At 46.2% G+C, this 15,457-nt stretch carries 12 protein-coding genes and 1 tRNA gene; 3 read left to right on the forward strand and 10 right to left on the reverse strand.

Going from position 1 to position 15,457, the window contains the following annotated elements; genetic code table 11:
- Positions 1-40: 40 nt before the first annotated feature.
- Complete coding sequence (locus tag BUB43_RS02725) at positions 41-1,711, reverse strand: APC family permease (protein WP_073178128.1); 1,671 nt, start codon at positions 1,709-1,711, stop codon at positions 41-43.
- 167 nt (positions 1,712-1,878) lie between these two features.
- On the opposite strand from BUB43_RS02725, the gene BUB43_RS02730 reads away from it, so the two are divergent.
- The 3 genes from BUB43_RS02730 to BUB43_RS02740 all read left to right on the forward strand — a co-directional run bounded on the left by BUB43_RS02730 (position 1,879) and on the right by BUB43_RS02740 (position 6,713).
- Positions 1,879-4,839, forward strand: a complete 2,961-nt coding sequence (locus tag BUB43_RS02730) for a tetratricopeptide repeat protein (RefSeq protein ID WP_073178130.1) — start codon at positions 1,879-1,881, stop codon at positions 4,837-4,839.
- Between the two features lie 19 nt (positions 4,840-4,858).
- Entirely contained in the window at positions 4,859-6,631 is a 1,773-nt protein-coding gene (locus BUB43_RS02735) for a hypothetical protein (RefSeq protein ID WP_073178132.1), read from the forward strand.
- 10 nt (positions 6,632-6,641) lie between these two features.
- Positions 6,642-6,713, forward strand: a tRNA-Arg gene (locus BUB43_RS02740).
- Positions 6,714-6,777: 64 nt separating this feature from the next.
- On the opposite strand, the gene BUB43_RS02745 is transcribed toward BUB43_RS02740, so the two are convergent.
- The 9 genes from BUB43_RS02745 to tpx form a co-directional block, all read right to left on the reverse strand.
- Positions 6,778-7,716 carry an SPFH domain-containing protein gene (locus BUB43_RS02745; protein ID WP_073178134.1) on the reverse strand — a complete coding sequence of 313 codons (939 nt, stop codon included), beginning with the start codon at positions 7,714-7,716 and terminating at the stop codon, positions 6,778-6,780.
- A gap of 39 nt (positions 7,717-7,755) precedes the next feature.
- On the reverse strand, positions 7,756-8,238 hold the full coding sequence (locus tag BUB43_RS02750) for a GNAT family N-acetyltransferase (RefSeq protein ID WP_073178136.1): 483 nt from the start codon (positions 8,236-8,238) through the stop codon (positions 7,756-7,758).
- A gap of 8 nt (positions 8,239-8,246) precedes the next feature.
- The gene (dgt, locus tag BUB43_RS02755; protein WP_073178138.1) at positions 8,247-9,602 is read right to left on the reverse strand and encodes a dGTP triphosphohydrolase; all 1,356 of its coding nucleotides are present in this window, start codon (positions 9,600-9,602) and stop codon (positions 8,247-8,249) included.
- Positions 9,603-9,670: 68 nt separating this feature from the next.
- Positions 9,671-12,529, reverse strand: a complete 2,859-nt coding sequence (gene gcvP / locus BUB43_RS02760) for an aminomethyl-transferring glycine dehydrogenase (RefSeq protein WP_073178139.1) — start codon at positions 12,527-12,529, stop codon at positions 9,671-9,673.
- A gap of 70 nt (positions 12,530-12,599) precedes the next feature.
- On the reverse strand, positions 12,600-13,247 hold the full coding sequence (locus BUB43_RS11525) for a J domain-containing protein (RefSeq protein ID WP_073178141.1): 648 nt from the start codon (positions 13,245-13,247) through the stop codon (positions 12,600-12,602).
- A gap of 66 nt (positions 13,248-13,313) precedes the next feature.
- The gene (locus BUB43_RS02770) at positions 13,314-13,559 is read right to left on the reverse strand and encodes a hypothetical protein (protein ID WP_073178143.1); all 246 of its coding nucleotides are present in this window, start codon (positions 13,557-13,559) and stop codon (positions 13,314-13,316) included.
- Between the two features lie 97 nt (positions 13,560-13,656).
- Positions 13,657-14,073 (reverse strand): SRPBCC domain-containing protein, encoded by a 417-nt coding sequence (locus BUB43_RS02775; protein WP_073178144.1) that lies wholly within the window; start codon positions 14,071-14,073, stop codon positions 13,657-13,659.
- Positions 14,074-14,179: 106 nt separating this feature from the next.
- Entirely contained in the window at positions 14,180-14,794 is a 615-nt protein-coding gene (locus BUB43_RS02780; protein WP_073178146.1) for an HdeD family acid-resistance protein, read from the reverse strand.
- Between the two features lie 3 nt (positions 14,795-14,797).
- Entirely contained in the window at positions 14,798-15,298 is a 501-nt protein-coding gene (gene tpx, locus BUB43_RS02785; protein ID WP_073178148.1) for a thiol peroxidase, read from the reverse strand.
- Between the last annotated feature and the right edge of the window lie 159 nt (positions 15,299-15,457).

Raw genomic sequence — 15,457 nt, forward strand, 5'->3', positions numbered from 1 at the left:
TTATTTAAATTAATTTTCATCAAAAATTTAACCAAAATATTTACTCCCCGCCTGCCAGCGCTGAGTGCTTCCTTCCGTACCAAAAATAAACCACGAGACCTATGCCAAACCAAAGCCCGAACCAGAGCCAGTTTTCGTGGCTCATACCTGTGAGTAGGTAGAGGCAGGAGGCTAGCCCGAGCAGGGGGATAAGGGAAAGTTTTCTGGTGAAGGCGAAAACGCTGAGCACCGCCAGGATGATGAGGTAGATCATTACCGAGATTTTAAATTCCCGTTCCACCGCGCTTTCGAATTGAAAAAGATTCCGGAAAAAATCTGCATCGAAAAGGCAGAAGAGACCAAGACCGGTGAGGAACAATAGGGGGAAAATCCATTGGCCGCTGATGTACGGCAGGCGGAAGCCGTCCGCTTTATCCCGTGGTGGCAGCATCAGCACGCCGCCGCACACGAGCACGAAGGCGAAAATAGTCCCGATGCTGGTAAAATCAAGGATGAAAGTTTTGTCTGTAAAAAGTATAGGAATTCCAACGATAATCCCCGTTATTATCGTAGCGAAGGAGGGAGTTTTGAATTTCGGGTGCACCTCCTGAAATCTACCCGGCATCAGGCCGTCTCGGCTCATCGCATACCAGATTCTGGGCTGCCCCATCTGGAAAACGAGGAGCACCGTGGTGATCGCCACGATAGCGATGGCGGAAACCGTGAACTCCATCCACGGAAGGTCTACATTTTCAGGCTGAAAAATGAACGACAGCGGATCTCCCACGCCATCGAACTTGCGGTAATCTACCATACCGGTGACTACCAGGGTGAGGATGATGTAGATGAGCGTGCACAGCGCCAGCGAGATCAGCATACCCTTCGGGAGTGTGCGCTGGGGATCTTTTGTTTCTTCCGACAGCGTGCTGAGCGCATCGAAGCCCATATAGGCGAAAAACACGCCCGAGACCGCGCTCATTACCCCGGCTATGCCGTTGGGCAGGAAGGACGGCTCACCGGTAATTTTGCTCACAGGCGTCCAGTTAGAGGTGTCTATAAATCTGCTGCCGACAATGATGATCAGCAAAATCACGGCGAGCTTGAGGATGACCAGAAGGTTGTTGAAATTTTTACTCTCCCGCACGCCGATGTAGCAAAGCGCGGTGATGAGGCCATTGATGAGGAGTGCGGGCAGATCGGCAATAATCTTTAGCCCCCCGATCTCTGGCGCGGTGTCCCACGCGCGGACGAGCTGCTGGTTTTTGGAATGTCCCAAAAAAGCCTTTTTAGCTTCGGGGTAGCTGCAGGTGAAATAATCCGGGATGTGAATTCCAATCCTATCCAGCATACTTGTGAAATAATCGCTCCAGGAAAATGCCACATAAATATTCCCGAAAGAATATTCCATAATGAGCGCCCAGCCTATCACCCAGGCTGCCAGCTCTCCAAAACTGGCGTAGGCATAGGTGTAGGCGGAGCCCGCTACGGGAATACGGCTGGCGAATTCTGCATAGCAAAGCGCGGTGAAGGTACAAGCCACGCCGCAAATCAGATAAAGAAGTATAACGCCCGGGCCGCCCTTGTACACCGCCTCCCCAAGGCTGCTGAAACTGCCTGCGCCGATGATCGCCGCTATGCCGAAAAAAACAATGTCCCAGACGCCCAGCACGCGCTGCAGGCCGTACCCGCCTGGGGTGCCGCTATAAGTTTTCTTTCTGAAAATTTGATTCATCCGGCAAAAGTAAACATTAGTTTGAAAAATGATGATTGGTCGGTGGGAGCTAAAAAATGTTTTATATTAAAATTATCCACAAATTGACATTAACAGAAAACTTGCTCGGGCAATAAGTTTTGCCTATTTTCGTTGATAATTTGTTACTAACTTTTTTTGCTATTAAAATGCGAAATCGCACGCTATCAATAGGTGCCGCGGTCCTTTTTTTCAGCCTGAGCGGCGCACAGCAGACGAAATACTTTACGCAAGCCTCAGATTATCACTTTGGCCTGGCAGAAAATCTGTTTCAGGGTAAAGTTTACAATGCATCCCAGTACGAGTTTGCAAGTGAATATTTTTACGGAGACCTGAACAATTCACAAAAAGAGGCAGCACGGTTTTTCGATAATCTGATTGGCACACTTTTGCAGAAGGACGGCGCAGAGCTCGGTCTACAGGCTTTCTTGGAAGAAAATCCCAATTCGGCATTTTTGTCTGCAGCGAGCCTCCCCCTTGCAGATTATTATCTGAATAAAAAGGACTATGAAAGGGCTCTGGAAATGCTCATGAAGGTAAACCAGTTGCAGCTTTCTCGTGAGGAGAATTCACAATATGTCTTGAAATTGGGCTATGCAAAATTTATGACTGGAGATAAGGCGGGAGCTGTGGAAGCATTGCAGGAGGCGTACAACTCTGCGGAGGGCGAGTCCAGAAAGGAGATTTCCTATATGCTGGGGCACCTGAGCTACTCGGGAGGAGACAGCGAGGCGGCTTTCAAATATTTCGATGAAATAAAGGATGATGAGAAATTTGCCGGGATGGTAAAGCCGTACTATGTGCAGATGTATTACAACACGGGCGATTATAGCAGGGCAATTTCCGAAGGGAAGAACCTTTTGGACGGTGATCTCTCTCCCACTTACAAATCTGAAGTTCAGAAAATTATAGGTGAAAGCTATTTCCGGCAGGGAAAATATTCTGATGCCTACCCTTACCTTAAAAACTATCTGGAGCAGCAGCAGAACCCTACCTCGTCCGACCTTTACGAAATGGGCTTCCTGGCAGCAAAAATGCAAAACTACGAAGAGGCGGTACATTACTATAACCGCCTGCTGAATGAGCAGTCTGCATCGGCGCAGAATGCCTACTATCAGCTGGGGAATGCCTACCTGCAAACCGGCCGTAAGCAGGAAGCGCTATCCGCCTTCCGCTCTGCGTATCAGATGAGCTATGATGCTAAAGTGAAGCAGCTTGCCCACGAGCAGTATGCGAAACTAGGCTACGAACTTGGAAACCCGTTTGAGACCCCGGGCAAGGTACTGCAGGCATATATTTCTGCCTATCCGAAATCGGCGAAACGCGCAGAAATGCAGAAACTGCTCGTAAATTCTTACCTCTACTCCGGAGACTACCGCGCCACGCTGGAAGCGATAGATAAAATGGGAAATGCTAGCGGAGAAACTGAAAAAATCAACCAGGAGGTCTCGCTGCTGCTCGGTATGGAGGAATTTAACAAGGGAAACTACGACGAAGCCGAAAAATATCTAAACCGCAGCCTGAAAAAAAATATCAGTGAGGAAGCGGGCTACCGCGCCAGATACTGGCTGGCACAGATCGATTACCAGAAAGGCAGATACCCCGCCGCCATCTCCGGATTCGAAAAATTGGCAGGCAAAAATTTCCCTGAAAATCAGCAGGTGCCGTATGATCTGGGCTATGCTTATTTTAAATCAAAAAATTTCCCGAAAGCACAGCAGAATTTTTCCCAGTATTTGAAAAATCCACAAGAGGAATATAAGGCAGATGCAGAGCTGCGGCTTGCAGATACCTATTTTGCCGAAAACAAACTTACCGATGCCATTGCCCTTTATGACAAGGCGGAGGGCGCGGATGAGCACACGATGTTTCAGAAGGCAATGGCGCAGGGATACAGGGGCGACTCTCAGGCGAAAATCTCTGAGTTAAAGAAATTTACAGGAAAATATCCAAACTCGGAATTTGCCGAGCAAGCCAATTTTGAAATCGCCGCCGCATACGCCTCCCAGGAGGATTATAGCAATTCTAACGCTTATCTTGAGAAGGTAATAAAATCCGGAAAAGACCGTGACCTTACCATCAACGCGCGAATCGCAAGGGCGCAGAACCTGGCGGACCTGGGGCAGACGGAAAGAGCCCTACAAGAATTCCGGCTGCTGGGCAGCGAGTACAGGAATACTGAGTGGGCGAAGAAAATCCTGCCGGCTTCCCGTGCAGCATTTTTGAAAAATAATGACATCAGTGGCTACCAGGCGTTTGCGAAGTCCCTGGGTGTAGATGTATCTTCTGCTGAGCTGGATGAAATCAACCTCACGGGCGCAAGGAATTTTTACCAGAAAAAAGAGTATGCGCGCGCCATCCCGATGTATGAGAAATTTTTAATCAAAAACCCTACCGGGCAAGGGCGCTATCTGGCACAGTATGAACTGGGCGAAAGCTATTACCAGACTAAAAATGCTGCCAAAGCATTGGCGGTGCTTCAGGAGGTCGCCAATGAGCCCAATGACTATCAAACCGAAGCGCAGACAAGGATTGCGCAAATTAATCTTGCGCAGAATAATTCCGCCGAGGCGATAAGACAGTTGGAAAAACTCCTGAAAGCACCTGATAAAAAAATAAGAAACTTTGCGAATGTAGAGCTGATGAGCCTCTATGCAGAGAATAACGAAATTTCAAAAGCAAGCCAGCGCGCTGAGGAGGTACTGAAAGATGCCTCCAGCCCGCCCCCAGTTTTGGAAAAAGCAAGGGTGATATGCGCGCGTAGCCTGATGCAGACCGGCAAGGATCGCGACGCACAGAATGCGTATGCTGCCCTGGAAAAATCAACCAACCCGGAGGTTGCGGCAGAAGCACTGTATGCGAAAGCCTTTTATCAGAATAAGGCTAAGGCGTACAAAAACTCCAACGAGACGATTTTTAAACTTGCCAATAACTTTGCATCGGAAGAATACTGGGGCGCGAAGGCATTGCTCGTGATGGCGCGGAACTACCTCGGCCTGCAGGATCAGTATCAGGCGAGCTATACGGTGGACCAGGTGATTGCCAATTACCAAGATTTCCCTGAAATCATCTCGGAAGCAAAAGAAATTAAAAAATCTATAAAAAAATAAGCGAGAAACTGAAAAGCTTATGAAAATTCAGCAAAAAATTACGGCGATTGCATTTTTCGGATTGTCCCAGCTAGTGGCAGCGCAGATTCGGGAAGAGGTTCTCATCCTCGACCGCAAAAGGGAACCAGAAGTCCGAAGGATTGAGAAAAAGCAGAGCGCCGCGAAGATTGAAAAAAACTACCCTCCGAGGGAGAAACACATTCAAGATTCCCTGAACCTCCGTTACGAAATTGTGGATGTACAGCCTGTTTCGGAATTTAAAACTTCTGAAATCGAAGGAGCCGACCTCTCCCCGGAATTTAAAACAAATCACCAACGGAATTTCGTGCGGCTGGGTATGGGAAACTACGGTAAAGTGCTGGGGGACGGGAATATTTCTGCGCAGCTGAATGACCGGTGGGAAGCCGGTGCTGATGTGCATTACCTCTCCACCTCCGGGCTGAAGAATGAATATCCGTGGGATTCCGATGCTGCGAAGGGCGATTTTGGAGCTTTCCTGAATTATTACGGTGGTAGCGGTAAGGCAGGCGTAGAGGCGCGCTACCTTCTGAACGACTATCATTTTTACGGAATCTATGCAATGGCGCCGGGTCAGGTTCCCGATTTGCATCAGAAAACCAATACCGTAAAGCTGAACGGGCATTATGATTTTTATTCCAATAAAATCCTGGACGATGTGCGTTTTAAAACCTCTTACCTCACCGATCATTTTGATTCCGAGGAGCAGTATGGAGATTTGGAAATAAAGCTGAAGTACGCAGATTTTTTTAAAAACACTTCGGGAATTCGTTTGGACGCCGGGCTGAACACGGCTCTCGGTGGGCAGTCGGCAAAGTTTAAAACGCTAGCAAGAAACCAGAGTGATAATTTCTATTTCAGTATTGCGCCGCACATACTGCTTGAGAAAAACGGCTCCTATCTGAAGCTCGGTTTTAAGTATGCATTTCTTGACGAATCCGCCAGAAGAATGTATGAAGATAAAATTTCAGACAGCCATTCCAGATTTTATCCTGATGTAGAACTGCTTTTCAGCGGGAATGACCGGATCAAACTTTATGCAGGAGCAACCGGCGAGACGGCTTTAAATACTTATTCCGATATGCTTGAGAGAAATCCCTGGCTGGTGCCAGATCAGGCACTGCGCGCCCGGAATGAGAAATATAAAATCTATGCCGGGATAAAAGGAGATATGAATGCTCAGCTTAAGTACGACATTTTCGGCGGATATTCCAAGGTGGACAATGCTGCTTTTTTCGCACACAGCCCCCTCTTTGATTTGCATTCGTCTGCCACCCGGCCGGCTTACGATTTTGCAAACGCTTTCAATATTGTCTATGCAAATGCTACCCGCACAGAGGTACAAGCCAGCCTTCAGTGGTTTCCTGTGCAGAATTTAGTTACAGGGATCAGCCTGGCTTACAGCCAATACGACGCAGATAATATTGATAAATTTTACAATAACAATTATCTGAAAGCGCAATTTTCGGCGGACTATAAATTCCTTCAGGATAGGATGTTGCTGGGATTCCAAGCATTTTACCGCTCAGGAAATGATGTTAGAATTTACGAAGTCCTGTCGGACAACCTTTTACCGGACAGAATTTATTCCTTACCAAAGGATGCAAAAACCGATGCCTATTTCGACATTAATCTTTCGGCGGAGTATAAAGTTCACAAGAATTTCAGTATTTTTGCGCTTGGAAATAATCTGACTGGCAAAAAGTATCAGGATTACTACGGTTATCGTGTGCTGGGCGCGCAAATTACTGGCGGAATTAAGTTAACTTTTTAACGCCAAAATTGGGCCTATAGTTTAATGGATAGAATTAAGGATTCCGGTTCCTTAGGTTGAGGTTCGATTCCTCATGGGCCTACAAAATATAAAATAACCCGCTGATTTTCAGCAGGTTATTTTTTTTATGTGATGTTTCCTCAATTTTACGGACGCATATTTTCACGCTCATCTTTCCGCGGCACATTCTTCATCTGTTCTGCGGCAGTCAGTGCTGTTACCAGTTCGCTCAGCATTCCGGTTGCTGCAGTTGGTGAGTTTGGCAGAAGTATCATATTGCTGCGGTTATTCGCACCCACAGCGTTCAGCGTGTCGTAATGTTGGGTTACGATAATCAGCGCTGATGCTTCGTGCGCATCGATGTCCACATTGTTCAGCATTCTTACGGATTCTTCCAGGCCTCGTGCAATTTCACGCCTTTGGTCAGCAATACCTTGCCCTTGCAATTTTTTCGATTCTGCTTCCGCTTTTGCCACCGCTACAATGCGGATTCTCTGCGCTTCAGATTCATATTCAGCCGCCGTTTTTTCCCGTTCCGCAGCATTAATGCGGTTCATAGCGTGCTTCACCTGCTCATCCGGATCAATGTCCGTTACCAAAGCCTTTATGATGTCGTAGCCATAGCTTCTCATCGCATCCTGCAGCTCGTTTTTCACGGCATTCGCAATGTCGTCCTTCCGCACGAAAACATCGTCTAATTTCATTTTCGGAACTTCCGCCCGAACAACATCAAACACATACGAAGTAATCTGAGATTCCGGGAATTCCAGCTTGTAGAAGGCATCTGCAGCCTGCTCCTTTATCACCATATACTGCACGGAAACCTTCATCCGCACGAAAACATTGTCCAAAGTTTTCGTGTCGATCAGTACATCCAGCTGCTGAATTTTCAGGTTAAGCCTTTTTGCAACGCGGTCAATCAGCGGAATTTTCCATTGCAAACCAGCGTGACGAACTGACTGAAATTTCCCTAAGCGTTCCACAATTGCCGCGGTTTGCTGCTTCACCGTGAAGAACGACGACAAAACCAGCACCACCAGAATGAAGAAAAACAGGCTGAAAAACCCGCTAAACAATGCTTCCATAATTTCTGTTTTTAAATTTTCCCTAAAAATACAAATATTTTAAACATTTTTGAACATAATTCTCTGCATGCCGCTGGCACCTTCACGCGTTTTTTCGTCAAATTTGAAGCCAGTTTTTTCATACAGAGAAATCGCGGCGACATTGCGCTCGTTTACTGCGAGAACAACCAGCTTCGTTTCCGGAAAATATTTTCTAATGAAATCACTCAAGAGATTGATGGTATTTTTCCCGATACCATTGCCCTGAAATTTCGGATTTATCGAAAATGACCGTAGCAGCACGGAATTTTTTTCGGTTGTCAATTCATACTTATCAGAACCAAAATCCAGAATGAAAAAACCGCAGGGCACCTGATTATTCATAACCGTGACAGCGTGTGCAGAAAAATCTCCGTTAATTTTTCTCGTTTCAATCCTTCGAATTGCCGTAGGAACCGTAGCCGTAAACTGAATCTGAAAATCATCTAGACTATAATTCAGAAAAGGAAAATGCGTGTAGTTGTAGTGCTTCAGCTCTGTCATAATTAATTTCAAACTGTCATCCCGATTTCAATTCCCTTGATCTTGCGGTAAAGGTCAGTGGCAAAATTGTCCGTCATCCCGGAAACAAAATCAATGACGCCGAGAACTTTTTGGTAAATGTTGCCGCTTTCATAGCGGAACTGTTCCGGTAGAAGTTTCAATGCCATTTTGTCGTAAGATTTCAGCGAATCTTCCGGCTTAATCAGCGATGGAATAAAATGATTCAGCAACTCGTACATCACATTGTAGCCGGCGTTTTCAATCTCTACCACCGCTTTATGATTGTAAATTTTCTCCACAGAAAACCGCTCAATTTCCGCCAGAGTTCGGTTCTCGCTTTTGTAAATATCGAGCAGGGCTTTGTCCAGAGTTCCGCTTAAAATCTGTTCAAAATTAATTTGGTAAAGCTCAAAAGCCTTGTTTATCAGCGCATTGATGACCTTTGCCCTCAAATAAGAAATTCGATCATTCGCATTGGTTATCAAGCCAAGTTTGGTCCTAACTCTTTCAGTATCAGGGTTTTCCGACTGAATTAAATCGAAAAATAAATTCTCACAATCTGCCGTGGAAATGATGCCAAGCCTGTGGGCATCCTCCATATCGATAATATTGTAGCAAATATCATCCGCTGCTTCTACCAGCCAAACGAACGGATGTCTCCTGAAAATCAATGGGTTATCACAGTCCATTTGCATCGAAACTTCAAGTGCCACTTCTTCAAACAGCGCCTTTTCATTTTGGAAGAATCCGAACTTTTTTCTGTGGATGATGCCTTTCTTTTTGGCGATGGCTTCGCACGGATATTTTGCAATCGCCGATAAAGTGCTGAAGGTCAGTTGCATACCGCCTAAATCCTTGCCAGTTTGCTGCTGTGTGAGCACGCGGAAAGCATTGGCGTTTCCTTCAAAATTGATTAAATCTGCCCATTCATTTTCGTGAAAAAATTCCTTCAGCGAAGATTCATTTCTTTCGAAATAGCTTGCAATCGCATCTTCACCGGAATGCCCGAAAGCCGGATTTCCGATGTCGTGACAAAGGCAGGCAGCGGCAATTACGGTGGGCAAATGATGCCTGTAAAATTCCGCCGATTCCGCTGACAAATCCGCAGAATATTTCTCGTGGATGAAATCTCCCGCAAGCATTCCCAAACTTCTGCCCACGGAAGAAACTTCCAGCGAATGCGTAAGCCTGTTATGCACGAAAACGCTGCCTGGCAAAGGGAAAACCTGCGTTTTGTTCTGCAGCCTTCGGAAAGCCGACGAGAAAATTATCCTGTCATAATCCCGCTGAAAATCCGTTCTATTGGCAGGCGTTGGCAGGCTGTTTCCGGTTCTTCGGTTGGTGTAAATTTGGTTGAGATTCACGCTTCAAATTTAGGCAAAAAAATTCCCGACGAAATATAATCATCGGGAAATAATTGATAATCAATAAATTACTGATACGCTTCAATTGGCGCACAGGTACAAATCAGGTTTCTGTCGCCGAAAGCCTCATCCACTCTTGAAACGGACGGGAAGAATTTTCTTTCGCGCACCCACTCCAGCGGATAGGCTGCCTTTTCCCTAGTGTACGGCTTGTCCCAGCTGTCGGAAATTACGATTTGCTCAGTGTGCGGCGCATTTTTCACGACATTATTTTTCGCATCGGCTTCGCCGCTTGCAATCTCATCAATTTCCTTTTTAATGTTGATCAGCGCTTCGGCAAAACGGTCAAGCTCTTCCTTGCTTTCGGATTCCGTAGGCTCAATCATTAGCGTTCCGGCAACAGGGAATGATACCGTAGGTGCGTGGAAACCGTAGTCCATCAAGCGTTTCGCAACATCAGCCACTTCAATCCCCAGCGGTTTGTACTGGCGGAAATCCACGATGCATTCGTGCGCTACCCTGCCCTTTTCATTGGCATAAAGAATCGGGAAATGCTCTGCCAGAAGTTCTTTAAGATAATTGGCGTTCAGAATGGCGTGCGAAGTCGCGAGTTTCAAACCTTCTGCGCCAAGCATTTTGATATAAGCGTAAGAAATGTTGCAAACCAGCGCAGAGCCGTACGGCGCACCGGAAATCGCATCTATGGAATCCGCTGTGCCCACCTTAATGTTTGGATTGGAAGGCAGAAATTTCACGAGGTGTTCCGCCACGCAAATCGGGCCTACACCAGGGCCACCGCCACCGTGCGGAATTGCGAAAGTTTTGTGCAAATTCAAATGGCAAACATCCGCACCGATGAAACCTGGACTCGTGAAAGCCACCTGAGCATTCAAATTGGCGCCATCCATATACACCTGCCCGCCGTTTTCGTGAACCGTGGCGATGATGTCCTTAATATTAGCATCGAAAAAGCCGTAGGTTGATGGGTAAGTAATCATTGCCGCCGCAAGATTTTCGCTGTGCTCTTCGGCTTTTGCCCTGAAATCATCCAGGTCAATTTCGCCGTTTTCCAGATTTTTCACCACCACCACTTTCAGGCCGGCAATCACGGCGGAAGCTGGGTTCGTGCCGTGCGCAGACTGAGGAATCAGCACGATGTTCCGGTGCTCTTCACCGTTGGATTTATGGTATGCTCTGATGACCATCAGCCCCGCATATTCACCTTGTGCACCGGAATTTGGCTGCAGCGAAGTTCCTGCAAAACCTGTGATTTCCGCCAAATCTTTTTCCAGTTCCTTCAGCATTAATTGGTAGCCTTTCGCCTGATTTTGCGGAACGAACGGGTGCACACCGCCCCATTCATCCCAGCTCAGCGGAAGCATTTCCGCAGCAGCGTTCAACTTCATAGTGCAGGAACCGAGCGAAATCATCGATTGCGTCAAAGAAATGTCCCTCCGTTCCAGCCGCTTGATGTAGCGCATCAGCTCGGTTTCCGTATGATATTTTTGGAAAACTTCTTCCTGAAGAATTTCATCCTTTCTCAAAAGATTTTCCGGAAGTGAAAATTCCTCCCAAATTTCCAGCCGGAAACTTTGCTTGCTCTTGAACGAAGCAAAAGTATCCGCTAATTTCTGCAGTTTGGCAAGCGTCGTGGTTTCATTAACGGAAAGGCTCACAATGCCTTCTGAGAAGTAGTTCAGGTTGATACTTTGCTCCTCCATTTTGCGCTGCAGCGCCTTTTTCTCGTCTTCGCTCATCCGGATTTTCACGGTATCGAAAACGCTGTCTTCCACCACATCATAGCCCAAAATCTTCAGCGCATTGGCAATCGTATTTGTTTTGAAATGAATTTGGTTGGCGATGAATTCCAAGCCTTTCGGCCCGTGATAAACGGCGTACATTCCAGCCATTACAGCCAGTAAAACCTGCGCCGTGCAGATGTTGGAAGTCGCCTTTTCGCGTTTGATGTGCTGCTCCCTCGTTTGAAGCGCCATCCTGAGCGCTCTGCCACCATACATATCCTGGGAAACACCGATGATTCTTCCCGGTATATCGCGCTTATAATTTTCTTTGCAAGCGAAAAATGCAGCGTGCGGCCCGCCGTAACCTAATGGGATGCCGAAGCGCTGCGTAGTGCCTACCGCACAATCTGCACCCATATCAGCCGGCGATTTCAACTTCACCAAGGCCATAGGATCGCAGGCAACGGCCACCTGAAGATTTTTATTTTTGAATTCTGAAATGGCATCGGTATAATCTTCCACCACACCGTTTTTCCCGGGATACTGCAGCAGCACGCCGAAGAAACTCTCATCCAGATTCTCAGATTTGTGGCAGCCTTCCACGATTTCAATTCCAAGTCCGTAGGCCTTAGTTTTCAGTACGGCTAAAGTTTGCGGCAGCACCAGTTCGCTCACGAAAAACTTATTGGCACCCGCCTTTTTCTGCTCTCTCGTCCTATTTTGGAAAAACATATTCATCGCCTCTGCAGCAGCCGTAGATTCATCGAGCAGCGAAGCATTGGCAATCGGGAAGCCCGTCAAATCTGAAACTACGGTCTGGAAATTTAGCAGCGCTTCCATCCTGCCCTGCGCAATTTCCGCCTGGTATGGCGTGTATGCGGTGTACCACGATGGATTTTCAAAAATGTTCCGCTGAATGGCAGCAGGCAAAATGGCTTCGTGGTAACCGAAACCGATGTATGTATCGAAAATCTGATTTTTCGATGCCAGCGCTTTGGAATGCGCCAAAAGTTCCGATTCGGAAAGCGGTTCGGAAATATTCAGGTCTTTTTCCGAACGGATTTTTTCGGGTATGGTTTGGTTGATGAGCTCATCAAGAGAATGCACGCCTATTCTCTCCAGCATTGCCTGCTTGTCATCTTCGTTCAAAGCAATGTGGCGGTTTTGAAATTTCGTCGTATTCATTTAGGGGAAACTTTATTGGTGTAAAAATACGAAAATTTCCCAAAAAATTTTCTCAAGTGAAAATACGAAATTAATAACTAAAGAAGAAAAGCATTATGAAAAATAAAATCAGTAAAACAATGGTAAGGCAGCCGGAAATTCCAAATCCCCCAGTTCTATAGACCACCGTTCTTGGTGTAGGCCTTCGGAAAATTTCTTCGGCAGGATGCCTGAAAGTTCCAGAAAAACTGTCGGTTATTTCGGTGAAGGTAATGCCTTTCGCAACAGACTTATTGGTGAGCGTATTGGTAGCCTGCAACACCACGCTGAATTTTCCGCCCTGAAATTCATTGATTTTAAAGGTTCTTTCGCCATAAGATTTTTCTAAACCAAACGGCAGAATTTTTACCAAATCTGCATTTACGGTTTGCCAGGAAATCGTGATGCTTTCGCCCTTTCTCACGAAAGTTTTATCCGCCGTGAAAGTTTTGATGTAAGGCGGCAAATCGCTGCGCTCTGCCTTCACGGCATTTCCCGTGGAAGCATCGTATTTACGGCGCTTTTCATCATTGCTGAGAACTTCGTACGCCTCCTGAACCTCGCGGAATCTGTTGGCAAAAAACTCGCTGCCTTCGTTCACATCAGGGTGATATTTCAGCGATAGCGCACGGTAGGCCTTGCGGATTTCATCCTGCGAAGCGCCCTTTTCTACGCCGAGAAAATAGTAGTAATCCTTCAAAAAAACAGAATTTTATATAAGAATAAAATCCGACAGGGTATGCCGGATTTTATCACTGTTTGGTCTTTAAAACTTGCAAATACCTTGCAGCATCGTCCTGAAAATAGGGCTGGCGTTCTGGCGGAAGTCCTCATACTCTTCCTCGCTCAGGTTTCGGATGCCGTCTAGCAGATCGCCAGGCGTGCTCGCATCGATGTTAAAATCGTCCATCACTTCTTCGAAAAGGCTTCTTTTAGCGTAAATTTTCTGAATAACTGCAGAGGCTGCAACTGCTGCGGCTGCGCCAAGCACGAATTTTAGGGGCTTCTTCATTGTCTTTATTTTTTTGATAAATTTAGTAAAATCCCCGAAATTTCAAAAACCTGAGTGAAAAAAATTCCTGAGTTATCTAAATCTTATCTTCTGTGGTTTATTTCTGCCGTTCCGCGTATTTATGGAAATTATCCAGAATATTATACCAATTCTCCCGCTGGGTACGCCAAGACAGGCCTTTTCTCGGCATAAAGGAGTAGGTGATGTCCGTAGTGGCCGCATCAAGTGGTTGAAAATCCACATTCACCTCTCTGCCATCCTCCATCGCCATAGTTATGTGCCGGTGCATATCTATCCTGCTGTAGGTGCCGGCGATGTCGTAGGAGAATTTAAATTTCTTCAAAAGCATAGTGAAGCGGAAATGTCCGCCCTCGCGGAAATCTACATCCACTTTCGGGCAGCTCCACTCCCCGGATTGCACATTCCATTTGGTAATATGTTCCGGCTTGGTGTACAGATCCCAAACTTTTTCTACAGGTTTTAATATTCTGATATTTAATACAATTGGCTCCATCGGGTTGATTTATATCGCAGCAAGGTAATAAATAATTTTAAATTTTTTACAATAAAAAAAATCCGCCCAAAAAATGTGGCGGATTTTAAAGACCTATATTAGCTGACTAAAGGTTGTCGCTTCCTTCGCGGAAATTTTTCACGGAATCCCGCACGCCATCTACCCTGTTCTTCAACTTTTTCAGATCAAAGGCGAGGATCGCAGCATTTATACCTACCATTATGAAGGTAACCGCAGTCATCACCACGATGGAATACGCCCCAAAGAGCGGATCGGAGATTATCATAAATGAAAGTATCAGCCCGAGAACCGCGGTGAGGATAAGCCCCCAGGAGGTACCCAGACCCATACTGCTGTGCTGGAAGGCGAGCCCCAGCGCAAAAACAGAGCGGAACATAAGCGTGAAGCCCACCACATAAGGGAGCACGGCGGCAGAAATACCTGGATATATCAGCAGATAAATACCTATCACCGTGGAGAATATACCGCTTACCAAATACCAGCCCCAGCCGTTTATAGACTCCCGGTTGGAGAAGGAAAAGAAGATTTCAAAAATACCGGAAAGCAGGAAAGTCCACGCAAAAAATATAGCAAGCCCGAGGTAGGCGCCCACGGGTTGCGAAAACAAAAATACCCCGAACGCTATGAAGAGAATGCCGATAATTAGCGGGGTGTACCAATGCTTTAGCCTGCTGTAGGCTGCGTCTAAAATTTCTCCCATTTTTTATTGGTTTAATGATTTTAATGCACTTTCATAGTCAGGCTCGTTAGTAATTTCCGGCACCTGCTCCGTATAGATTACCTTGTTATTTTCATCTGCCACCACTACCGCGCGGGAGAGCAGCCCCTGCATCGGTCCGCTGGAGATTTTTACGCCGAGATCATCTCCGAAGCTGCCACGGAAATCCGATAGCGTTTCCACATTACCCAGGCCTTCAGCAGCGCAGAACCGGCCCAAGGCAAACGGAAGATCTTTGGATACATTGATAACCACGGTATTTTCCAGCGTGTTGGCTTCCTCATTAAATTTCCTCGCGGCTGCAGCGCAAACCCCCGTGTCTATGCTTGGGAAGATGTTAAAAATCTTTTTCTTTCCATCAAAATCCTTTAAAGTTTTTTCCTCCAGCTGAGCATTTACAAGGTTAAAATCCTGCAGTGTGGTGCCATTTTGCGGAAGAGAACCTACCGTTTGGATGTCGTTTCCTTTTAGTTTGATTGTTGCCATTATTTTATTTTTACTATTCAACTTTTTGCCAGCTAATACTGTGCCTTACCCGTCAAAAAGGCATTAATTTTTACTTAAAAAGAGACAAATATTCACTTGGATAAGTTCAATTTCTTTCAAATATTTAGTTGGTATCAAGCTTGGGACAAATTTAAAATA

This window comes from Cruoricaptor ignavus, assembly GCF_900141665.1.
Classification (GTDB): Bacteria; Bacteroidota; Bacteroidia; order Flavobacteriales; family Weeksellaceae; genus Cruoricaptor; species Cruoricaptor ignavus.